This window comes from Streptomyces desertarenae (assembly GCF_042681365.1).
Lineage (GTDB): Bacteria > Actinomycetota > Actinomycetes > Streptomycetales > Streptomycetaceae > Streptomyces > Streptomyces desertarenae.
In genome coordinates this window covers 150533-172260 of the sequence record NZ_JBHUFU010000012.1, presented here as the reverse complement: position 1 = coordinate 172260, position 21728 = coordinate 150533, and the positions used below count along the sequence as shown (strand labels likewise).

Genomic DNA, 21728 nt, shown 5'->3' with positions numbered 1-21728 from the left:
ACGAGCCGCCGCCCGCGCTCCCCCCAGCGCCGCCCGCAGGCGCACCGGACCGCAGCGGAACGGTGACGGAACCGCTGCCCGGCCGCGACCCGGCCCGGTGCGGCACGGCGGAGCGGGCCGCACCGGGTGCGCGGCCCGGTCGCGCACCGCGCGGGGGCGCACCGGTCCGGCGCTAGCCGAACGCCGGGCGCTCCGGATCGAGGTCCGCCACGCCCTCCGTCGGGGAGGACGCCAGCGCGAAGTGCCGGCGCGGGATGCGTCCGGCCCGGTGCGCCAGCCGCCCGGCCTCCACCGCGTGCCGCATCGCCTCGGCCATCAGCACCGGCTCCTGGGCCCGGGTGACCGCGGAGGCCAGCATCACCGCCGCGCAGCCCAGCTCCATGGCGAGCGCCGCGTCCGAGGCGGTGCCGGCGCCCGCGTCCAGGATGACCGGGACGGACGCCCGCTCGGTGATCAGCTGGAAGTTGTGCGGGTTGCGGATGCCCAGGCCCGAACCGATGGGCGAGCCCAGCGGCATGATCGCCGCACAGCCCACGTCCTCCAGCCGCCGGGCCAGGACGGGGTCGTCGTTGGTGTACGGCAGCACGGTGAAGCCGTCGTCCACCAGCGTCTCGGCGGCCTCCAGCAGCTCCACCGGGTCGGGCAGCAGGGTGCGCTCGTCGGCGACGACCTCCAGCTTGACCCAGTCCGTGCCCAGCGCCTCGCGGGCCAGCCGGGCGGTGAGGACGGCCTCCCCGGCGGTGAAGCAGCCGGCGGTGTTGGGCAGCACCCTGATGCCGTGCCGCTTGAGCACCGACAGCACCGAACCGGAGACGGTGGGGTCCACGCGCCGCATCGCGACGGTGGTCAGCTCGGTGCCCGAGGCGACCAGGGCGCGCTCCAGGACGTCCAGGCTGGGGGCGCCGCCCGTGCCCATGATGAGCCGGGAGGAGAAGACGGTGTCGGCGATGGTGAGCGGGTCGTCGGCCATGGCGGGTTCAGCCTCCCTGGACTGCGGTCAGGACCTCGACGCGGTCGCCGTCGCCGAGTTCGGTGGCGGGCCACTGCCCGCGCGGCACCACGGCCTCGTTGACGGCCGCGGCGACGCCCGTGGGGGCGGTGGTGAGGGCCGCCACGAGCCGGTCCAGGGTCAGCCCGGCGGCGACCTCGCGGGGCTCCCCGTTGACGTGGACGGTGACGGCGGCGGCGGTGGCGGTTTCACGGTCGCTCATGTGCGGACCTCCTGGAGCGTGCGGGAGAAGCGCAGGGGCGTGAACGGGCGGGCCTCGCCGGGGAGTTCCCCGCCGGTCAGCGCCTCGGCGAGGGCGTCGCCGGTGACCGGGGCGAGCAGCACCCCGTTGCGGTGGTGGCCGGTGGCCAGGTGCAGGCCGGGCAGGGCGGTCGGGCCCAGCAGCGGCGCGTTGTCGGGGGAACCGGGGCGCAGGCCCGCGCGGGTCTCCACCAGCGGCAGCTCGGTGATGCCGGGCACCAGCTCGTGGGCGTCGCGCAGCAGCTCGTAGACGCCGCCCGCCGTCACCGTGGTGTCCCACCCCTGCTCCTCGCTGGTGGCGCCCAGCACCAGCTCCCCGTCCAGGCGCGGCACCAGGTAGACGTGGCCGCCGCGGACCACGGCCCGCACCGTGCGGGAGAGGAACGGGGCGTACACCGGCGGGACGCGCAGCCGCAGGATCTGGCCCTTGACCGGGCGCACCGGCGGCAGCACCTCCTCGGGCACCCCCGCCAGCCGGCCGCTCTCGCTGCCCGCCGCCAGCACCACCCGGTCGGCCGCCAGCCCGGTGCCGTCCGCCAGGACCACCCCCGACGCCCGGTCGCCGGTGAGCGCCAGCCGCTCGGCCCGCTGCCGCACGAAGGAGACGCCCGCGCGTTCGCAGGCGGTCAGCAGCGCGGCCGCCAGCCGCCTGGGATCGGTCTGGTGGTCGCCGTCCACGCGCAGCCCGCCGCGCACGCCGGGCGCCAGCATCGGCTCCAGGCGGCGGCACTCCCGGCCCGTCAGCCACGTCGACTCCAGTCCGCAGCGCCGGTGCAGCGCGTGCAGCTCGCGCAGGTGGGCGCGGTCGTCGGCGTCCAGGGCGACGGCCAGGGTGCCGCAGGCGCGGTAGCCGACCTCCTGCCCGGACGCCTCCCGGAGCTCGGCCGCGAAGTCCGGGTAGCGGCGCGCGGAGGCGAGGTTGAGGGCGAGCAGGGCCTCCTCGCCGTAGTGCAGTTCCGTGACGGCCGCCAGCATCCCGGCCGCGACCCGGGCCGCCCCGCCGCCCGGATCCGGGTCGACGACCGTGACCCCCGCCCCGCGCTGCGCCGTCCGCCAGGCCGTGGCCAGCCCGATGACACCACCGCCGATGATCACCACACGCATGTGCGCCGTGCCCCTCCCTTCGCCGGCATGACCCGGATCAGGTTCGTACGGTCGGAGGCCGCTCCAGCCTCCCTCTCAGCCCGGTGCGCCGGGCTCCCGCGAGTTCTTCCGCTTCTTCCGCATCCCGTGTCCGGTGTGCTCGGCGGCCCTTCCGTCCCGTGGCGCCGCCGTCCGGACTGCCGTCAGCCTAGCCCCGCCTTCCGCGGGGCTGAAGGGGAGCCCCGGCGGAGCGCCGGGGCGCCGGGGCCGCCGACCTCCTACAGTGATCGCGTGAGTGTGCGAACCGAGCGGCAGAGCAGGCAGCGGATCCTCGTCGTCGGCGCCGGCATGGCCGGGGTGCAGACCGCGGTCCGGCTGCGCGAACAGGGCTGGGCGGGGGAGATCGTCCTGGCCGGGGCCGAGCCCCACCGGCCGTACGACCGTCCGCCGCTGTCCAAGGCCGTGCTGCTGGGGACGGCCGCGGGCACCGCCTTCGAGGTCGACTTCGACGCGCTCGGCGTGGACCTGCGCCTGGGGACGGCCGCCACGGCCCTGCGCACCGCCGACCGGGAGGTGGACACCGAGGACGGCCCGCTGCCCTACGACCGGCTGGTCCTGGCCACCGGGGCCGAACCGGTGCCGCTGCCCGGCGCCCGGGGGGTGCCCGGGGTGTACCTGCTGCGCACCCTCGACGACGCCGGCCTGCTGCGGCCGGTGCTCGCCGGACGGCAGGACGTGGTGGTCGTCGGCGCCGGCTGGATCGGCGCGGAGTTCGCCACCGCCGCCCGCGAGGCGGGTTGCCGGGTCACCGTGGTCGAGGCCGCCGACCGGCCGCTGGCCGGGGTGCTGCCGCCCGAGGTCGCCGCCCCCATGCGCCGCTGGTACGGGGAGGCGGGCGTGGAACTGCTCACCGGGCGCGCGGTCACCGCCGTGCGCCCCGCCGACCGGGGGCGTCCCGGGGAGCGCGTCGAGGTGGAGCTCTCCGACGGCTCGGTGCTGCGGGCCGGGGCCGTCGTCGCCGGGATCGGCGCCCGGCCGGCCACGCGCTGGCTGGCGGGCTCGGGCGTGGCGCTGGGCGGGGACGGCGCGGTCCTCGCCGACGACCGCCTGCGCGCCTCCGTCCCCGACGTGTGCGCCGTCGGCGACTGCGCCTCCTTCCCCTCGGCCCGCTACGGCCGCCGACTGCTGGTGCACCACTGGGACAACGCCCTCCAGGGGCCGCGCACGGTCGCCTCGGTGCTGGTCGCGGGCGAGGCCGAGACCCCGCCGTACGACCCGGTGCCGTACTTCTGGTCCGAGCAGTTCGGCCGCTTCGTGCAGTACGCGGGCCACCACGGCGCCGGCGACGAACTGCTGTGGCGCGGCGACCCGGCGGACGCCGCGTGGTCGGTGTGCTGGCTGCGCGACGGGGTGCTGAACGCCGTACTGGCCGTGGGGCGGCCGCGCGACCTGGCCCAGGGGCGGAAGCTGGTCGAACGCTCCGCGGTGCTGGACCCGGCGCGCGCCGCCGACCCGTCCGTCCCCCTGAAGAGCGCCGTGCGCTAGTGGCTGTCGGTACGAGGTGGCAGGCTTGTTCCGTGACCGAGATTGACGTGAAGATCGATGCTCTCGTCCCGGCCTGGCTCACCGTCCCCGACGTCGCCGAGCGGCTCGGCGTCGAGGTGACGCGCGTGCGGCAGTTCATCAGGGAGGGGCAGCTCATCGCGGTGCGCCGGGGTGAGAACAAGGTGCTCCAGGTGCCCGCGGACTTCATCGGCGACGGCCGGATCGTGAAGGGGCTGTCCGGGACGATCACCCTCCTCAGGGACGACGGCTTCAGCGACGAGGAGATGCTGGAGTGGCTGTTCACGCCCGATGACTCCCTGCCCGGCACCCCGGCGCAGGCGCTGCGCGAGAATCGCGGGACCGAGGTGAAGCGGCGGGCCCAGGCACTGGCCGTCTGAGCCGGACGGCGGCGGCCCCGCCGCACGGCGGTACCGCGCCGGAACGCGCGGAGCCGCAGCACCACCGCACGACAGCACCACCGCACGACGGAACCACCGGCGTGCGGGTCCCCGCCCCGGACCGGGGCGGGGACCCGCACGCCCGACCCCGGGGGGACGAGACCCGCATGACAGCCACCGCACGAGAGCGGCTCCACGACGCACGCCTGTACCTGTGCACGGACGCCCGCAGGGAGCGCGGGGACCTGGCCGCGTTCCTGGACGCGGCGCTGTCGGGCGGCGTGGACATCGTGCAGCTGCGCGACAAGGGCATGGAGGCCGGTGAGGAGCTGGAGCACCTGGCCGTCTTCGCCGACGCCTGCCGCCGCCACGGGAAGCTGCTCGCCGTCAACGACCGCGCGGACGTCGCCCACGCCGCCGGCCCGGACGTGCTGCACCTGGGCCAGGGCGACCTGCCGGTGCCCGCCGCCCGCGCGATCCTGGGCGACGACGTCCTGATCGGCCGCTCCACCCACAGCGAGGCCGAGGTGGACGCGGCGCTGACCGAGCCCGGCGTCGACTACTTCTGCACCGGGCCCTGCTGGCCCACCCCCACCAAGCCGGGACGGCCCGCCCCCGGACTGCCCCTGGTCCGCTACGCCGCCGCGCGCGAGCCCGAGCGGCCCTGGTTCGCCATCGGCGGGATCGACGCCTCCAACCTGGACGAGGTGCTGCGGGCGGGAGCACGGCGGGTGGTGGTGGTCCGCGCGATCACCGAGGCGGACGACCCGGGGGCCGCCGCGGCGGAGCTGGCGAAGCGGCTGCGCGCACTCTGAGGGCTCCGCACGTCCCCGTCCCGCCCCGGCTCCGGGGGGGCCGGGAGGGGTCGGCTGTCCACCCACTGGACAGCATTCCGTCAAAAGGGACGAAAATCCCCGTTGAGGCGATGGTGGAGCGTCTCCGCGGTTAGCCTGCCCCCATGGCCCTCGGTACCCCTTCCACCAGGACGGATCACGCGCCGACCGTCCGCGAGCTGCTCGCCTCCGGTGAGCAGTCGTACTCCTTCGAGTTCTACGCGCCCAAGAGCGAGAAGGGCGAGCGCACCCTCTGGAACGCCATTCGCCGCGTCGAGGCCGTCGCCCCCACCTTCGTGTCGGTGACCTACGGCGCGGGCGGGTCCTCCCGCGAGGGAACGGTGCGGGCCACCGAGCGGATCGCCACCGAGACCACCCTCACCCCCGTCGCCCACCTCACCGCGGTGAACCACTCCGTGGCCGAGCTGCGCAACGTCATCGGCCAGTACGCCGACGCCGGCATCCGCAACATGTTCGCGGTCCGCGGCGACCCGCCCGGCGACCCGACGGGGGAGTGGATACCCCACCCGCAGGGCATCACCTACGCCGCCGAGCTCGTCCGGCTGATCAAGGAGTCGGGGGACTTCTGCGTCGGCGTCGCCGCCTTCCCCGAGATGCATCCGCGCTCCACCGACTGGGAGAGCGACATCCGGTACTTCGTGGAGAAGTGCCGGGCCGGGGCCGACTACGCCATCACGCAGATGTTCTTCCACGCCGACGACTACCTGCGCCTGCGGGACCGGGTGGCCGCGGCGGGTTGCGACACCCCGATCATCCCGGAGATCATGCCCGTCACGAACGTGCGGCAGATCGAGAGGTTCGCGAAGCTCAGCAACGCGGCCTTCCCGCCGGAGCTGGCCGAGCGCATCCTCGCGGTCGAACACGATCCTTCCGCTGTACGCTCGTTGGGAATCGAGTACGCCACGGAGCTGTGCGCGAGGCTGATGTCGGAGGGCGTCCCCGGACTCCACTTCATCACCCTCAACCACTCCACGGCGACCCTGGAGATCTACGAGAACCTGGGCCTGCACCGACGGGGCTAGGGGCGGGTGGGGAGGACGTACGTGGGGTGGACGCTCCTCTACATCGCGTTCGGCGCCGTCGCGGTGTGGCTGCTGGCCGAGGTGCTGCTGCAGTACAAGGCGCGGCTTCGCTGGCGGCTGCTGGCCTTCGCGGGCTTCGCCGCGGTGGTGCTCGGGGTGGTGGCGGTCTCCTCGACGGTGCTCTCGCTGCTGGTCATCTCGGCGGGCGCCGCGGCCTTCGCCGTCGGCCAGACCCTGGTGACCCTCTCCTACCGCCGCGGCTTCACCGCGGGATGGGCGCTGGGCGGCAAGCCCGGCAGCAGCAGGCGCCGCCGCGAGCGGCGGCCCCTGCCGCCCCGGGACGCCGACCCCCGCCTGGAGATCTCCGGACTGGAGGTCCACCCCCCGCAGGCGCCCGAGCCCGCCTACCGGCCCGAGCCGCTGCCCGACGACACCGGCGGCTACGGCGTCTACCGGCGGGATGACGACGCCTTCGGCGAGCCGTCCGGACCGCGGGGGCAGGACGCGGGGGACGAGTACGCCGGAGCCGGCGGAGACGCCGGGGACGGCCGGTACGCGCAGGCCGCGCCCGCCGCCGATCCCGGCCACGGCTACGGGGAGCCCCACGGGTACGGGGAGCCCCACGGGTACGGGTACGACCACGGGTACGGATACGGGTACGACCACGGGTACGGTGCGGGCACCCCCGCGCCCCACGCGGGCGTTCCCGGTCAGCCCTCCCCGGAGGACGGGTACGCGGCCGCCCCCGGCCCGTCCTACTCCTCCGGCGGTTACGGCACTCCCCACACCACCGCCTACGCCACCGGTTACTCCCCCGACCCGTACGCCGGGCAGGCGCCCCCCGACGGGGTCTGGGTGCCGCAGCAGCGCGACGCCGAACAGCGCCACGGCCCCGGGGAGGACGGGCCGGGGGCCTGGGAGGGCGCCGGGTACGACGGCTACGGCGCCCCCTTCGGCGCCGGCCACCACTACGGGGAGCAGCCCCGCCACTGAACCACCGGGCCCGCGGTGAGCCGCCGGGCCCGGCGGCTCACCGCGAGCCGCGCCAGTCGTCGCCCTCGACGACGAGTCCGGCGACCAGCGCGCCCGACATCCCGGCGTGCGCCAGGCCGCCCCCGGGGTGCGCCGAGCCGCCCGCGCGGTACAGCCCGGCCGTGCGCGTCAGATTGGCGGCCCGCAGGAACGCGCCCCCCGCGCCCGCCAGCGCCGGGGCGGGCACGGCACCGCCCGGCGCCCCCGTCTCCCGCTCGGTGTCGGCCGGGGTGCGCACCTCGCGCCACAGCAGCCGCCCTCCCAGGCCCAGCCCGGCGGCGTCCACCGCCGCCAGCGCCTCGTCGGCGGCCCTCTCGGCCGCGCCCGGCGCCGTCCAGTCCACCGGACCGCCGTCCCAGGCCCGCGCACCGGCTCCGGAGAGTCCGTCCGGCCGCCCGGCTCCCGCGCGGTGCGGCGGCACGACCACCGACAGCACCGCCGACTCGTGGGCGCCGTCGGGCACCAGGGCGGGATCGCCGGGCCGCAGCACGGTGACGGTGCACACCGGACCGCCCGGAGCGGAGGCGTGCACCACCGTGCGGTGCGCGGTCCCCTCCGGCCGTCCGCCGCGCAGCGCCAGGAGCACCGTCAGCCGTCCCACCGCGTATCCGGGGCCGCCGTCCGCCCCGGCGGCCCGGTCGCCGTACATCGGCCGCGGGTCGGCACCGCAGACCACGGCGTCGGCCGCCACCCGGCTGCCGTCGGCCAGCTCCAGACCCGCGGCCCGGCCGTCCTCCACCACGATCCCCGACACCTGCGCACCGAAGCGGAACTCCACGCCGCGCTCCAGGCAGCGCCGGTGCACCGCGTCCGCCAGCGCGCGCATCCCCCCGGCGACGTACCAGGTGCCGAAGGTCTGCTCCAGGTAGGGCAGGACGGCGGCGCTCGCGGGGGCGCGGCGCGGATCGAGCCCGTAGGACAGCACGCAGCCCTCCAGCAGCGCCACCAGCCGCGGATCGCGCAGCTCGGCGCGGGCCGCGGCGGCCAGCGCGGGGGCGCGGCGGCGCAGCAGTCCCGGCCGCCGCGCCGGGTACGGGTCGCGGGCCAGCGGCCCGGGGTCGGCCGCGGAGACCAGCGGCTCCTCCAGCAGCGGGCGCCGGGTGGCCTCCCACGCCACCCGGGCCCGGCCCAGCAGCGCGCTCCACCGCTCGCCGGAGCCCGCGCCGAGCGCGGCGTCCAGCGCGTCGACCGTCCCGCCCCTGGAGCCGCCCGGCAGCCGGACCACCGTGCCGTCGGCCAGGACGTGCTCCACGGCCGGCTCCACCTCGGCGAGCTCCACGCACGCCTCCAGGGGCTCGCGTCCGGTCTTGACGAACAGGTCGCGCCAGACGGCCGGCAGGTGCAGCAGCCCCGGACCGGTGTCGAAGCCGAAGCCGTCCCGCTCCAGGCGGCGCACCGCGCCGCCGTGGGTGTCCGTCCGCTCGTACACCGTCACCCGCCGGCCGGCGACGGCCAGCCGGGCGGCGGCCGCCATCGCGCCCATGCCGGCGCCTACCACCACAGTCCCTGCCATGACCAGGGACTCTAGTCGGGTGAGGGTAACGGCTTCGGGCGGCCGTACGCAGAGGGGGGTAGGAGTACCTGAGTAGGGTTCTGAGTACCCGTACGGATGGGCTTCGACCAGCGCGGACGGCAGAGTCGGAGACGGCGGGCACAAGCGGCGCCGCACCGCCGGCACGGGGCGGCGGAGCGACGCGGCGGCCGTCCGCGGGGGAATGCTCGGGGGAGCACGGGGGAAGGGAGCGGGCGGTCCGGCTCAGGTCGGACCGCCCGCCCCTGCCACCCGCCCCTCCAGCAGGGCCGCCAGCGCGCGGTGCACCTCCTCCAGGGGGCGCTCCGGCTGGAACACCTTCCAGTCCAGCGCCGCCACCAGCACCGTCCCCACCAGCGCGGAGGCCGTCAGCGACACGTCGGGGCGGCCTTCCGGCCCCCCCGGCCCGGCGCCGGCGCGCAGCTCCTCCTCCACCGCGGCCACCACGCGCCCCCGCACGGCCGCCAGGGTCTCCTGCCACGGGCGGTCGCACCGCCACAGCTCGGCGACGTAGAGCTTGGCGAAGGCAGGGCGGCGGTCGATGAAGGCCAGCCCGGCCCGCACCATCGCGTCCAGCGCCCCGCCGGGGCCGCCGCCGTGCCGGACGGCACCCTGCGCCGCCTGCCGCAGCGAGGCGGCGAGCTCCTCGGCACCGTGCAGCATCAGGGCCTCCAGCAGCCCGTCCTTGCTGGCGAAGTTGTAGTAGACGGTGCCCTTGGCGACGCCGGCGCGCTCGGCGATCTCGTCCACCGTGGTCGCGGAGAAGCCCCGCTCGGAGATGAGCGCCGCGGCCGCGTCGTAGAGCCTCTGCCGGGTGGCGGTCCATCGCGGGGCGCTGTGCATGCGCCGATTCTCACCGATGCGCGCCGCCGGACGGGAACCCGGCCCGCCCGCCGCGCCGAGGCGTGCGGACCGGAGGGGCGGCAGTCTGTCCCGATACGCCGGACCGGCCGGAAGAGGATGGTGTTTGCCCAGGTCGGAGCCGATTGTCAGTGGCATGCGCAACGATGTTCCCGGTCGCGACCAGCGATGCGAGACCAGCAGACGCGAACAGCACAGTCAGCCGACGACAGGAGGTTCGCAGATGAACGGGCCCGCGAAGGACGTCCACCCCGTGCTGCGCCGGGCATCGGCCCCGCCGGCCGCGCTCGACCTGCTCGCGCAGGCGCAGCACGGCCTCGACGAGGCGGCGGAGCTGGAGCACCCCAACGACCGCTACGCCACCGCGCACCTCGCCGCCCTGCGCACCGCCGCCGCGGTGCTCGCGGTGCGCGGGCGCCCCGAGTCCACCGCACGCGCCAGGAAGCGCATACGCAGCGCCTGGGAGGTCCTGCCCGAGGTGGCCCCGGAGCTGGACGAGTGGAGCAGGCTCTTCGCCGCCGGGGCCCCGAAGCGGGCCCGTGCCGAGGCGGGCATCGAGGGGGCGGCCGGCCCGCGGGACGCCGACGACCTGATACGCGACGCCGGCATGTTCCTGCGGATCGTCGAGCAGATGCTGGTGCAGCAGCCCGCGCTGCCGCGCCCCGCGGTCGCCGCGGAGGGGCCGGCGGACCGGGCGGATCCGCCCGGGGCCGGGGAAGGCCCCGGGGCGCCGGGGCCGGCGGGGCTGCCCGGCCGGCGCGGCGGCCGGGAGCGCGGCGCCGGAGGAGCGGAGCGCGGACTGAGGGCCGGCTGAGGGCGGACCGGGGGCGGGCAGGGAGCGGCCGGAGGGGGCCGCGCCGCCGGGAGGAGCGTGCCCCGCCGGGGAGGAGCGTGCCGTCCGCACGGGGCGTGCGACCGCGCGCGGGGGGACGCAATAGGCTGGGGCCAGCCACGTCCGAGCCGCCGAGGAGCGTCCGCCATGTCCCGCCCCCACGCACACGTCCGCACCGCCGTGGTCTGGGAGATCCTGAGGGAAGCGCTCGAGGAGCGGGCCGAGGCCGCCGGGCGGGAGACGCTGGAGGTCCTGGACACCGGAGGCGGCACCGGCAACTTCGCGGTGCCCGTCGCCAGGCTCGGCCACCGCGTCACCGTGGTGGACCCCAGCCCCGACGCCCTCTTCGCGCTGGAGCGCCGCGCGGCCGAGGAGGACGTGGCCGACCGGGTGCGCGGCGTGCAGGGGGACGCCCACGGCCTGTTCGACGTGGCCGAGCGCGGCGGCTACGACGTGGTGCTGTGCCACGGCGTCCTGGAGTACGTCGACGACCCGGCAGAGGGGCTGCGCAACGCCGCGGCCGCCCTGCGTCCGCGCGGCGGCACGCTGAGCGTGCTCGTGGCGGGCCTGGGCGGCGCGGTGCTCGCCCGCGCCCTGGCCGGCCACTTCACCGAGGCCCAGCGGGCGCTCACCGACCCCGACGGACGCTGGGGCGGCGGTGACCCCATGCCCCGGCGCTTCACCGCCGAGCAGCTCACCGAGCTGGTCGCCGGCAGCGGTCTGGAGGTCGGTGCCGTCCACGGCGTGCGGGTCTTCGCCGACCTGGTGCCCGGAGCCCTGGTGGACACCGAGCCGGGCGCCCCCGAGGCGCTGGCCCGGCTCGAGGAGGCGGTCGCCGAGCTGCCCGCCTTCCGGTCCGTCGCGGCGCAGCTCCACGTACTGGCGCGTACGCGCTGAGTCCCGGCCCGGGCCCGCGGCGAGGTGCGGTGGACCACAGGCGGCCCGAACGGCGGCTACCCGCCGTATGATCGAAGCGCACCGTCCGGCATGACGGCACGGCGGCAGGGGAATGAGAAGCCCGAAACCGCTATCCGGCACCCCGGTCCCGGTGGCACAACTGGCGTAGAGGGGCGGGTTTCACGGGGGCGAATCCCTGCCTATCCTTGAAGGGTCGCATCCGGTCGCCCCCGCGACCGACGAGTAGGAGGACTCCGTGCCGCTCTCTGAGCACGAGCAGCGCATGCTCGAGCAGATGGAGCGAGCGCTGTACGCCGAAGACCCCAAGTTCGCGACAGCGCTCGAGGGAGGCGAGCTGCGCACGTACACCCGGCGACGGGTCTACCAGGCGGTCGCGGGCTTTCTGGTGGGCGTCGCGCTCCTCATGGCCGGGATGGTCGCGAAGGTGGTCGTCGTCAGCGTCCTGGGCTTCCTCGTGATGCTCGGCTGCGCCGTCCTCGCGGTGACCGGCTGGCGCAAGGCCCCCAAGGCCGGGGAGCAGTCCCACGACGGTGGGGGCGACGACGGCGGGCGACCGTCCCATCCACGACGGCAGGGCCGGCCGCGCCGCTCGATGATGCACCGCATCGAGGAGCGCTGGCAGCGCCGCCGCGACGAACAGCAGTAACGCTCCCCCGGAGCACGACGGGTACCGGCGCTCGCCGCGCCACCACGGCCTCCCCCGTGGTGGCGCGGCGAGGGGAAGCGCGCGGGGTCGCGGTTGGCGTCGGCCATGGCGATCAGGACGAGCTCGCCTCCCCCGTGGTGGCGCGGCGAGCGCCGGTTCTTTGCGCCTGCAGGGCGGCCGGACCCCGCAGGGCCGGTCGGAAGCCCCCGGCAGCGGCCCCGGGGACGGGGCGGGCGTCGCTCCCCGGCTCCGGCCCCCCCGCCCGGGGCGTCCCCGGCCCGGCCGGTCCTCCGGGGCCGCGCCGCGGCCCCGGAGGACCGGTGGCCCTCACACCCTCCGGCGTGACGGCCCCAGGCGCGCCGCCGACCGCCGGAACCGCCCGGCGGCGGTGCGCCACCGTTCGGCCAGCACCGCCCACCGCGCGGAGACGGCCCACACCATCCGCACGGACGACCGCGGCAGCAGCAGCGCCCGGAGCCGCTCGCGGCGGCCTGCCGCGGCCCGCAGCCCGTCCCGCACCCGCCGCACGTCCTCGGCCAGCTCCGGGGCCGGACGTGCCCCGGCGGCGTACAGGGCGTGCTCCAGGGCGGTGGCCAGCCGGTGCGCCGAGGCGGCGGCCTCCCCCTCCAGCCGCCCGAGGCGCACGACGCGCTCGGCGGCCGCCCGCGGAGTCGCCGACTCCAGCGGCGGGACGCCGTAGTCCCAGGCGGAGTCGGTCAGCTCCCGCCAGGCGGCGAGGGCACGGGCGCCGGAGCCGCGCCCCGCGGGCGCGGCCCGGGACCCCGGCGGTCCGCCGGGGGAGCCCGCGGGATCCCGCGGGACGAGGGCCCCGCCCGGCGGTTCCACCCGCTCCCCGGGTTCCGGAGCGGAGATCTCGTCCATCCGCCGGGCCCGCACCCTCCTGCGCCACAGCAGGGGGAACGCCAGCAGGGCCAGCACCGCCGCCGCCCCGGCGGCCGGCGGCAGCGCGCCCACCACCGCGTCCAGCAGCCGCCGCGGCAGCGACCGGCCACCGCCGCCGCCGTCCTGCGGGGCGGCCGCCGCGCCGCAGTCCTCCCCGTACCCCGCCAGGCACTCGGAGGACCGGGACGGTGCGGGTTCCGGCTCGGCGCCGCCGGTCGGCCGCGGCTCGGGGACGGACGGCCGGCCGGGGGAGGGCAGGTCGGGCTGGGTGTACTCCGGGACGCTGCCCCGGCTCGGGGTGGGCTCGAAGCGCGTCCAGCCCACCCCCTCGAAGTACAGCTCGGGCCAGGCGTGGGCGTCCTGCAGCCCCACCACCATCCCGCCGCTGCCGTCGGAGACGCCCGGGGTGAACCCCACCGCGACCCGGGCCGGGATGCCCAGGGTGCGGGCCATCGCCGCCATCGAGAACGCGAAGTGGACGCAGAAGCCCTCCCGCTGCTCCAGGAAGCGGGCGATGGCGGCGCTGCCGCTGCCCGCCTTCACCCGGGTGTCGTAGCGGAAGCCCCCGTCGGAGGAGAACCACTCCTGGAGCCGGACGGCCTGCTCGTAGGCGCCGGAGGCGTCCACGGTGACCTCCCGCGCCGTCCGCGCCACCACCGCCGGCAGCGAGTCCGGCACCCGGGTGTACTCGTCCAGCAGCGGCTGGGGGGGATCGGGGGCGTCCGTCAGCTGCTCGATGGTCGGCCGCACCGCCAGGCTCTCCACCTCGTACCGCACGCCCCGGGTGGTCTGCCCGCGGTCGCCCACCAGGGAGCGGCCCTCCGGCTCGAAGCGCCACCGCCCCCCGACGCGGACCTCGGCGGCCGGGTAGGGCATGGGCAGCCAGTTCTGCGCGTACCACCCGGCCGCCCGGACCGAGGAGGTCACCCGGTCGGTCTCCACGGACGGCGCCAGACCGGGCACCGGCGGCAGCGGCCGCGGCAGCTCGGTGATCCTCCGCTCCGACGGGCGCCAGGCCGTGCCGTCGAACTGGTCGAGCGCCACGATCCGCAGGTAGAGGTCCGAGGTGCTCTCCGCGTCGGTGGTGTACGTCAGCACCGCGCGGTTGTCCGGCTGGTTCAGGCTGTCCTGGAGGGCGACCAGCGGATTGACCGCCGAGACGGTGCCGCCGCCCGGCCCGCCGCCGCTCCCGCCGCGCGCGGTCTCCAGCAGTCCGCCGTCGAGCGACGGCAGCGCGGCGGGCACCGCCAGGGCGATGCCCAGGGCCAGCACGCCGATCCGCCGCCCGCCCCGCACCGGCACCGGAGCGGGGCCGTCCGGCGAGGTGGGGCGTGCCGGGCCGCCGGCCGGGCCGAACGACCAGCCCCACCGCGACAGCCGCTCCCGGTCCTCGGCCAGGAGCAGCAGCAGGTAGCCGGCCGAAGCGCACAGGAACCACACCCAGCGCGTTCCGTCCTGGGAGAGCCCGGCGGCCACCGAGTACAGCGCCAGCAGCGGCAGCCCGGCCGGAGCCGCGCTGCGGTACGTCACCGCCAGCGCGTCGACCAGCAGGCCGATCAGCAGCACCCCGCCGACCAGCAGCAGCCGGATGCCGTCGGTGACCGGGGCCGGGATCGCGAACCGGCCGACGTCGGCGGTGCCCTGCGCCAGCAGCGAGCCGAACGCCTCCAGCGCCCGCGGGCCCGGCAGCACCCCGAGCACCGCCTCCCGGCGGACGAAGACGAAGGTCAGCAGCAGCAGCGTCACCAGCAGCTGGACCGCCACCACGGGCAGGCGGCCGGCCGGCGCCCGCCGCATCCCCGCGCCCACCAGCGTCTGGACGCCCAGCAGCACACCGGCCTCGAGCAGCCAGCCCGCCGGGGCGACCAGCGGCAGCAGCGCGCCCGCCGCCGCCACCGTGGCGATCCAGGCGCAGAGCGCCAGCCGCATCCGTCCGCCCGTCACCGTCCACCTCCCGCGGTCCGTCCGGGGGCGAGGCCGCCGCTCCGGTCGGCCTGCCGCCACAGGGCGGGCAGCGCGTCACCGGGCGCGTAGGGCAGCACCGTCCAGCCCGCCTCGCGCAGCAGCCGCCGGGGCCCGCCCCCCTCCGGGGGCTCGCCCGGGACGCGCTGGACGAAGGCCACCGCGCCCCCGGAGCGGTGCCGCACCCCGCCGAGCAGCGCCGCGTCCCCGTCATCCAGCAGGCCGAGGAACGCCACCAGCAGCCCCTCGCTGCCGTCGCCGCCGCCCAGCGCGTCCCGGACCCGCGCCAACCCCGGCTCCCCGGAGCGCTCCACCACCGCCAGCGCCTCCAGGATCAGCCCGGCGGTCTCCGCCGGGGAACCTCCCGGGCCGCCGCCCTCCGGGCCGGGGACCGGCGTGCCGGAGTCGGTCAGCAGCCGTGTGGAGCAGCCGCGCTCCAGCAGGTGGACGGCGACCGAGGCGGCGCCCGAGACCGCCCACTCGAAGGCCGACCCCGGGCCGGAGCCCGCCCAGGCCCGGCGCCGGGTGTCCAGCAGCACCGTGCAGCGGGGCCGGTGGGCCTGCTCCTCGCGGCGCACCATCAGCTCCCCGTACCGGGCGGTGGAGCGCCAGTGCACCCGGCGCAGGTCGTCGCCGTGGCGGTAGCCGCGCGGTATCACGTCGTCGTCGCCGGCCGCCGCCAGGGAGCGGGACCGGCCCCCGTGCCGGCCGCCGTTCTCGCCGCCCGGCCGCACCGGCGGCAGCGGCTCGGTGCGCGGCACCACGGTGAGGGTGTCGTACGCGCTGAAGGACCGGGCCAGCTCCACCAGGCCGAAGGGGTCGCTCAGGCGCATCTGCAGCGGGCCCAGCGCATAGCGGCCGCGCAGGTCCGAGCGGACCCGGTAGGAGACCTCGCGGCGGCCGCCCGGCTCCACCCGGTCCAGCACGAAGCGCGGACGCGGGCCCAGGACGTAGGGGACCCGGTCCTGGAGCATCAGCAGACCGGTCGGTAGCCGCGAGACGTTGTCCAGCCGCAGGTGGACCCTGGCCTCGGAACCGGCGGGCACCCGGGCGGGGGAGAGCATCCGCGAGGCCGCCACCCGGTGGCGGGTGCGGTGCAGGACGACCACGCACACCAGCGGCAGCGCGGTCAGCAGCACCCCCACCCGCAGCAGGTCGGCCTGGCCCAGGACGTAGGCGCAGACCACCGCGGCACCGCCCGCGGCCAGGAAGGAGCGCCCCCGGGTGGTGAGACCGCCCAGCGCGGCGCGCAGCGAACCCCGCCACTCCCCGTCCCCGCCGGGCGGGGACGGCCGGGGCGCTCCGCCCCCGGGGCCGGGCTCCCGGGGCGCGGCCGGGGGCCCGGCCGTGTCCCGGCCCGCCGCGCCGGGGCCGCCCTCCATCAGTACCCCCGCTGGGACTGCCGGCCGTGCAGCGGGAGACGGGGGGCCGCCTCCCGGGGGCCGGCGGCGGGCACCGGCACGTGCCGCACGAGGTCCGCGACGATCTGCTCCGAGGTGCGGCCGCCCAGCTGGACCTGCGCGGTGGGCAGCAGCCGGTGCGCGAGTACGGGGACGGCCAGCGCCTGGACGTCGTCGGGCAGGACGAAGTCGCGTCCGGCCAGGGCCGCCGCGGCCCTCGCAGCCCGCAGCAGGTGCAGCGTGGCCCGCGGCGAGGCGCCCAGCCGCAGCTCGGGGTGGTCGCGGGTGCCCGAGACCAGGTCCACCGCGTACCGGCGGACCGGTTCGGAGACGTGGATGCCGCGCACGGCCCCCACCAGCGTGGAGATCTCGTGCGCGTGCGCGACCGGCCGCAGCCCGTCCAGCGGGGAGGCCCCGCCGTGGACGTCGAGCATCCGCAGCTCGGCCTCCGGGCTCGGGTAGCCGATGGACACCCGTGCCATGAAGCGGTCGCGCTGCGCCTCGGGCAGCGGGTAGGTGCCCTCCATCTCGACCGGGTTCTGCGTGGCCACCACCATGAACGGCTCGGGCAGCTCGTAGCTGTGCCCGTCGACGGTGACCTGCCGCTCCTCCATGGACTCCAGCAGCGCCGACTGCGTCTTGGGCGAGGCGCGGTTGATCTCGTCCCCGATCACGATCTGGGAGAAGATGGCGCCCGGCTTGAACTCGAACTCGTGCCGCTGCTGGTCGTAGATGCTCACCCCGGTGACGTCGGAGGGCAGCAGGTCGGGGGTGAACTGGATCCTGCGCACCGAGCAGTCGATCGATCTGGCCAGCGCCTTGGCGAGCATGGTCTTGCCCACCCCCGGCACGTCCTCGATCAGCAGGTGCCCCTCGGCCAGCAGGACGGTCAGCGAGAGCCGCACGACCTCCGGCTTGCCCTCGATCACGCTCTCCACCGACCGGCGCACCCGGTCCGCCGTGGCGGTCAGATCGCTGAGGTCCACCCGTTCGTCATAGGTCGTCACCCGGCCCTCCTCGGCCCAATTCCGTGGGCCGGTCTCCCCCGTGGGCGGCCGGCCCACCCAGAACAACCGACACCTGCCCCCCGGAGTTCCCGGGGGCAGGAGCCGTCACTCACGCATTCTTCACACAGACCGGTCCCCGCGTCACCGCCCCGCGTCGCCGGAGGGGTCGATCTCCCGCAGCAGGCCCGTGGTGACGTCGAAGACGAAGCCCCGCACGTCGTCGGTGTGCAGCAGGAAGGGGGAGGTGCGCACCCGCTCCATCGACTGGCGCACGTCCTGGTCGGCGTCCTTGAAGGCCTCCACGGCCCACGACGGCCGCTGGCCGACCTCCAGCTCCAGTTCGTGCCGGAAGTCCTCGGACATGTTCAGCAGGCCGCAGCCGGTGTGGTGGATCAGGACGACCGAACGGGTGCCCAGCGCCCGCTGACTGATGGTCAGGGACCGGATGACGTCGTCGGTGACCACGCCGCCGGCGTTGCGGATCGTGTGGCAGTCGCCCAGCTCCAGGCCGAGGGCGGCGTGCAGGTCCAGACGGGCGTCCATGCAGGCGACCACGGCGACCTTCAGCACCGGCCGGGCGTCCATGCCCGGGTCGGTGAACTCGGCTGCGTAGCGCCGGTTGGCGGCGACGAGGCGGTCGGTGACCGAAGCTTCGGAGGAAGACGGTGACATACCTATGACCGTAACCGCCCCTTCTCCGTCCGGCCTGCTGTGAGACGGGGCAAAGCCGGTCAACGCGCGCGGGTGTGAGGTACCCCACACGGCCGGTGCGGGGTGGTCCGTCGGAGTGAACCCCGGCGCCGGGGCGGGGCGGCGGTCCCCGGCGCGGGCGGCCCGGCGGCCGCCGTGACGCGCCCGACCGGTTGGTTGACCAGGGGAACGAGTGGACTAAAGTGGCGCGAAGCGGGAGCCGGGACACGCGCCGAGCTCCCCGCTTCCCGTTCCAGACCCATGTGCGCGGGCGCGCGTACGGTCGCGTACGATCCGGCCTCCTCCCGCTCCCGGCCGCCGGCGTCCCTTCCCCGGCGCCGCCGGCCGCTTCCCCACCGCGAGCGGGCGGGGACCAGGCCGTACGGGCCGGCTCGAGGAGAGAGTCCAGTGAGCACCAACGAGCGGCACGTCCCGGTCATGCTCCGGCGCTGCCTGGACCTGCTCGCCCCCGCCCTCGAGAAGCCCGGCGGGGCCGGCGGGGGACGGGCTCCCGTCGTCGTGGACTGCACCCTCGGACTGGGCGGGCACAGCGAGGCCATGCTCTCGGCCTTCCCCGAGGTGAGGCTGATCGGGCTGGACCGGGACCCGGAGGCCCTGCGGCTGGCCGGCGAGCGGCTGGCGCCCTTCGGGGAGAGGGCGACGCTGGTGCACGCCGTCTACGACGAACTGCCCCGGGTGCTGAACCGGCTCGGCGTGCCGCGCGTCCAGGGCGTCCTGTTCGACCTCGGCGTCTCCTCCATGCAGCTGGACGAGGCCGAGCGCGGCTTCGCGTACGCCAGGGACGCGCCGCTGGACATGCGGATGGACCAGAGCAGGGGCATCGGGGCCGCCGAGGTCCTCAACACCTACCCGCCGGGCGAACTGGTGCGCATCCTGCGCGTCTACGGCGAGGAGAAGCACGCCAAGCGGATCGTCGAGGCGATCGTGCGGGAGCGCGAGAAGGAGCCCTTCACCACCAGCGCCCGGCTGGTGGAGCTGATCCGCGCGGCACTGCCCCAGGCCGCCAAGCGCACCGGCGGCAACCCGGCCAAGCGGACCTTCCAGGCCCTGCGCATCGAGGTCAACGGCGAGCTGGCGGTGCTGGAGAGGGCCCTGCCGGCGGCCGTCGCCGCGCTGGCCGTGGGCGGCCGGATCGCCGTCCTGTCGTACCACTCGCTGGAGGACCGCCTGGTCAAGCAGGTGCTGGCCGCGGGGGCCGCGACCACCGCGCCCCCGGGGCTGCCGGTGGTGCCCGAGCGCTACCAGCCCCGGCTGAGGCTGCTCACCCGGGGCGCCGAGCTCCCCACCGAGGAGGAGGTCGCCGAGAACCGCCGCGCCGCGCCCGCCCGGCTGCGCGGTGCCGAGCGCATCCGGGAGGAGCCCTGAAGGAGACACCGAGGAAACGGCAGGGGAGGGCTCCGGGCGCGTCCGCGGCCCCGGGGGCGGGAGGCGTCCTCGCGGGCGCCCCGACCCCGCAGCAGCGGCTGGCCCGGCTGGCGAGGCTGGTGCCCGCCGGCGGCCCCTCCGCGCCCGCCCGCACCCCCTTCGTGGTCCTGGTCGTCCTGCTGCTCGGCTCCGGGCTGCTGGCGCTGCTGCTGCTCAACGCGGCCGTCAACCAGGGCTCCTTCGAACTGAGCGAACTGGAGCGGCAGGCCGAGGAGCTGACCGACGAGGAGCAGGCGCTCCAGCAGGAACTGGACTCCTACTCGGCGCCCGGACCGCTCACCGAACGGGCCCGTGAGCTGGGCCTGGTGCCCGGCGGGAACCCGGTGTTCATCCTGCCGGACGGCACCGTCCGCGGCGTGCCCGAGCCGGCCCCGCGGGCCGGGGCGAGCGGCGGGACCGGCGAGGGGGTGGAGGGCCCGTGAGCGAGCGCCCGCGCCGCACGTCCGGCCGTCCCCCCGCCGGGAGGACCCGCGCCGCGGGGGGCGCCCGCCCGCCCCGCCCCTCCTCCCGCCCCGGGCCGCCGGGGACGATCCGGCTGGTCGGGCACCGCCCCCGGCTCAGGCTCTTCGGCGTCCTGCTGACCCTGGTGATGCTCGTCTTCACCGTGCGGCTGCTCCAGGTGCAGGCCGTGGACGCGAGCACCTACGCCGGCAAGGCCCACGTCAACCGCTACATCACCGTTCCGCTCGCCGCCGAGCGGGGCACCGTCACCGACCGGGACGGCGTGGCGCTGGCCACCACGGTGGACGCCTACGACATCACCGCCGACCCCTACCTGTTCACGCCCGAGCAGACCGAGGTGCCCGACGCCCCCGCCCAGGCGGCCGAGCTGCTGTCCCCGATCCTCGGCGTGGACGAGGAGACCCTCACCGAGCGGCTCTCCCGCGGGGAGACCCGCTACGTCGTCCTGGCCCGGCAGCAGTCCCCGCAGGTCTGGCGGCAGATCACCGACCTCAAGCGGGCACTGGCCGAGGAGAGCACCGGCGGCGGCGTCCACGTGCTGTCCGGGGTGTACTCCGAGGAGCACGCCAAACGGGTCTACCCCAACGGGCGGCTCGCGGCGAACGTGCTCGGCTTCGTCAACGCCCGGGGGGAGGGCGGCGGCGGTCTGGAGGCGATGTACGAGAAGACGCTGGCGGGCGAGGACGGCAAGATCACCTACGCCCAGTCCGGGGGCCGCCAGGTCCCCACCGCGGGCGAGCAGGAGCAGCCCGCCGTGCCCGGCGCGGACGTGGAGCTGACCTTGGACCGCGACATCCAGTGGGCCGCCCAGCGGGCCGTGGAGGAGCAGGTCGAGGAGTCCGAGGCCGACAGCGGCTACGTGATCGTGCAGGACGTGCGCACCGGCGAGCTGCTGGCCATGGCGAGCGCCCCCGGCTACGACCCCAACGACCTGTCGAAGGCCGATCCCTCCGCCCTGGGCAACCCGGCGCTCCAGGACGCCTTCGAGCCGGGGTCCACCAGCAAGCTGATGTCCATGGCCGCCGTCCTGGAGGAGGGCGCCGCCACCCCCGGCACCCACGTGGTGGTGCCCAACCGGCTGCCGCGCGCCGACCGCAGCTTCGCCGACGACCACGACCACCCCACCCTGTACCTCACCCTCAACGGGGTGCTCGCCAGGTCCAGCAACATCGGCACGATCCTGGCCGCCGAGCAGCTCGGCGACACCCAGGCGGAGGCCAACCGGGTGCTCCACTCCTATCTGCGGAAGTTCGGGCTGGGGCAGAGGACCGGCCTGGGCTTCCCCGGCGAGACACCCGGCATCCTCGCCGACCCGGAGGACTGGAACGCCTCCCAGCAGTACACGATCCCCTTCGGCCAGGGCCTGTCCGTCAACGCCGTCCAGGCCGCCTCGGTGTACTCCACCGTCGCCAACGGCGGTGTGCGCGTCGCGCCGTCCATCGTGCGCGGCACCACCGGCGCCGACGGGACGTGGCGGCCCGCGCCGGAGCCGGAGCGGACCCGCGTCGTGAGCGAGGGGACCGCCCGGACGCTGGCCGCCATGCTGGAGTCGGTGGTGGCCGACGACTCGGGCACCGGCACCACCGCCCGGATCCCGGGGTACCGGGTGGCGGGCAAGACCGGCACGGCCAACCGGGTGGATCCCGAGACCGGCCGCTACAACGGCTACACCTCCTCCTTCGCCGGGTTCGCCCCGGCCGACCAGCCCCGCGTCACCGTCTACTGCGCCGTGCAGAACCCCAAGAAGGGCAGCTACCACGGCAGCGACGTGTGCGGCCCGGTGTACCAGGAGGTCATGAAGTACACCCTCAAGGCCCTCCGGATCCCCCCCAGCGGGACCGAGCCGCCCCGTCTGCCCGTCACCTTCGACCCCGGGGACTGACCACC

General features: G+C 76.5%; 20 protein-coding genes and 1 riboswitch. Of the genes, 11 read left to right on the top strand and 9 right to left on the bottom strand.

Going from position 1 to position 21728, the window contains the following annotated elements; translation table 11 throughout:
• Positions 1 to 172 precede the first annotated feature (172 nt).
• The 3 genes from ACFSJS_RS20540 to thiO all read right to left on the bottom strand — a co-directional run bounded on the left by ACFSJS_RS20540 (position 173) and on the right by thiO (position 2353).
• On the bottom strand, positions 173 to 970 hold the full coding sequence (locus ACFSJS_RS20540; RefSeq protein ID WP_380902509.1) for a thiazole synthase: 798 nt from the start codon (positions 968 to 970) through the stop codon (positions 173 to 175).
• A gap of 7 nt (positions 971 to 977) precedes the next feature.
• Positions 978 to 1211, bottom strand: coding sequence for a sulfur carrier protein ThiS (thiS, locus tag ACFSJS_RS20535; RefSeq protein ID WP_380902507.1), 234 nt, complete (start codon positions 1209 to 1211; stop codon positions 978 to 980).
• Positions 1208 to 2353, bottom strand: coding sequence for a glycine oxidase ThiO (gene thiO / locus ACFSJS_RS20530; protein WP_380902505.1), 1146 nt, complete (start codon positions 2351 to 2353; stop codon positions 1208 to 1210). Before thiO ends, thiS begins: the two co-directional genes overlap by 4 nt.
• A riboswitch (TPP riboswitch) is annotated at positions 2351 to 2463 on the bottom strand. (Overlaps the previous gene by 3 nt.)
• A gap of 160 nt (positions 2464 to 2623) precedes the next feature.
• Between thiO and ACFSJS_RS20525 the strand changes: the two genes are divergently transcribed.
• The 5 genes from ACFSJS_RS20525 to ACFSJS_RS20505 all read left to right on the top strand — a co-directional run bounded on the left by ACFSJS_RS20525 (position 2624) and on the right by ACFSJS_RS20505 (position 7144).
• Entirely contained in the window at positions 2624 to 3877 is a 1254-nt protein-coding gene (locus ACFSJS_RS20525; protein ID WP_380902503.1) for an NAD(P)/FAD-dependent oxidoreductase, read from the top strand.
• 32 nt (positions 3878 to 3909) lie between these two features.
• Positions 3910 to 4275 carry an Rv2175c family DNA-binding protein gene (locus tag ACFSJS_RS20520; protein ID WP_380902501.1) on the top strand — a complete coding sequence of 122 codons (366 nt, stop codon included), beginning with the start codon at positions 3910 to 3912 and terminating at the stop codon, positions 4273 to 4275.
• 167 nt (positions 4276 to 4442) lie between these two features.
• Positions 4443 to 5090 (top strand): thiamine phosphate synthase, encoded by a 648-nt coding sequence (gene thiE / locus ACFSJS_RS20515; RefSeq protein WP_380902499.1) that lies wholly within the window; start codon positions 4443 to 4445, stop codon positions 5088 to 5090.
• A gap of 143 nt (positions 5091 to 5233) precedes the next feature.
• Positions 5234 to 6151, top strand: coding sequence for a methylenetetrahydrofolate reductase [NAD(P)H] (gene metF, locus ACFSJS_RS20510; RefSeq protein WP_380902497.1), 918 nt, complete (start codon positions 5234 to 5236; stop codon positions 6149 to 6151).
• 21 nt (positions 6152 to 6172) lie between these two features.
• Complete coding sequence (locus tag ACFSJS_RS20505; RefSeq protein WP_380902495.1) at positions 6173 to 7144, top strand: hypothetical protein; 972 nt, start codon at positions 6173 to 6175, stop codon at positions 7142 to 7144.
• Positions 7145 to 7181: 37 nt separating this feature from the next.
• Here ACFSJS_RS20505 and ACFSJS_RS20500 read toward each other — a convergent pair whose 3' ends face one another.
• Both ACFSJS_RS20500 and ACFSJS_RS20495 read right to left on the bottom strand, forming a co-directional pair.
• Entirely contained in the window at positions 7182 to 8696 is a 1515-nt protein-coding gene (locus ACFSJS_RS20500) for a phytoene desaturase family protein (RefSeq protein WP_380902493.1), read from the bottom strand.
• Between the two features lie 243 nt (positions 8697 to 8939).
• A complete protein-coding gene (locus ACFSJS_RS20495; protein WP_380902491.1) occupies positions 8940 to 9557 on the bottom strand; it encodes a TetR/AcrR family transcriptional regulator in 618 nt (205 codons plus the stop codon).
• Between the two features lie 241 nt (positions 9558 to 9798).
• On the opposite strand from ACFSJS_RS20495, the gene ACFSJS_RS20490 reads away from it, so the two are divergent.
• The 3 genes from ACFSJS_RS20490 to ACFSJS_RS20480 all read left to right on the top strand — a co-directional run bounded on the left by ACFSJS_RS20490 (position 9799) and on the right by ACFSJS_RS20480 (position 11971).
• The gene (locus ACFSJS_RS20490) at positions 9799 to 10389 is read left to right on the top strand and encodes an SAV_6107 family HEPN domain-containing protein (protein WP_380902489.1); all 591 of its coding nucleotides are present in this window, start codon (positions 9799 to 9801) and stop codon (positions 10387 to 10389) included.
• A gap of 165 nt (positions 10390 to 10554) precedes the next feature.
• Positions 10555 to 11304: a class I SAM-dependent methyltransferase gene (locus ACFSJS_RS20485; RefSeq protein WP_380902487.1), complete on the top strand. Its 750-nt coding sequence runs from the start codon at positions 10555 to 10557 to the stop codon at positions 11302 to 11304.
• A 256-nt stretch (positions 11305 to 11560) separates the two neighbouring features.
• Positions 11561 to 11971, top strand: a complete 411-nt coding sequence (locus ACFSJS_RS20480) for a DUF3040 domain-containing protein (protein WP_380902485.1) — start codon at positions 11561 to 11563, stop codon at positions 11969 to 11971.
• A 327-nt stretch (positions 11972 to 12298) separates the two neighbouring features.
• Here the strand turns inward: ACFSJS_RS20480 and ACFSJS_RS20475 are convergent, their stop codons facing one another.
• The 4 genes from ACFSJS_RS20475 to ACFSJS_RS20460 all read right to left on the bottom strand — a co-directional run bounded on the left by ACFSJS_RS20475 (position 12299) and on the right by ACFSJS_RS20460 (position 17915).
• On the bottom strand, positions 12299 to 14803 hold the full coding sequence (locus ACFSJS_RS20475; RefSeq protein WP_380902596.1) for a DUF3488 and DUF4129 domain-containing transglutaminase family protein: 2505 nt from the start codon (positions 14801 to 14803) through the stop codon (positions 12299 to 12301).
• A gap of 11 nt (positions 14804 to 14814) precedes the next feature.
• Positions 14815 to 16218 (bottom strand): DUF58 domain-containing protein, encoded by a 1404-nt coding sequence (locus ACFSJS_RS20470; protein ID WP_380902483.1) that lies wholly within the window; start codon positions 16216 to 16218, stop codon positions 14815 to 14817.
• A complete protein-coding gene (locus ACFSJS_RS20465; protein WP_380902481.1) occupies positions 16218 to 17243 on the bottom strand; it encodes an AAA family ATPase in 1026 nt (341 codons plus the stop codon). Before ACFSJS_RS20465 ends, ACFSJS_RS20470 begins: the two co-directional genes overlap by 1 nt.
• A gap of 141 nt (positions 17244 to 17384) precedes the next feature.
• Positions 17385 to 17915, bottom strand: coding sequence for a beta-class carbonic anhydrase (locus tag ACFSJS_RS20460; RefSeq protein WP_380902479.1), 531 nt, complete (start codon positions 17913 to 17915; stop codon positions 17385 to 17387).
• Positions 17916 to 18341: 426 nt separating this feature from the next.
• Here ACFSJS_RS20460 and rsmH point away from each other — a divergent pair, with 426 nt between their 5' ends.
• From rsmH to ACFSJS_RS20445, 3 genes are all read left to right on the top strand, one after another.
• Positions 18342 to 19319: a 16S rRNA (cytosine(1402)-N(4))-methyltransferase RsmH gene (rsmH, locus tag ACFSJS_RS20455; RefSeq protein ID WP_380902477.1), complete on the top strand. Its 978-nt coding sequence runs from the start codon at positions 18342 to 18344 to the stop codon at positions 19317 to 19319.
• Between the two features lie 119 nt (positions 19320 to 19438).
• Positions 19439 to 19801 (top strand): cell division protein FtsL, encoded by a 363-nt coding sequence (gene ftsL / locus ACFSJS_RS20450; protein WP_380902474.1) that lies wholly within the window; start codon positions 19439 to 19441, stop codon positions 19799 to 19801.
• Complete coding sequence (locus ACFSJS_RS20445; RefSeq protein WP_380902472.1) at positions 19798 to 21723, top strand: peptidoglycan D,D-transpeptidase FtsI family protein; 1926 nt, start codon at positions 19798 to 19800, stop codon at positions 21721 to 21723. Before ftsL ends, ACFSJS_RS20445 begins: the two co-directional genes overlap by 4 nt.
• The last annotated feature ends 5 nt before the right edge of the window (positions 21724 to 21728 follow it).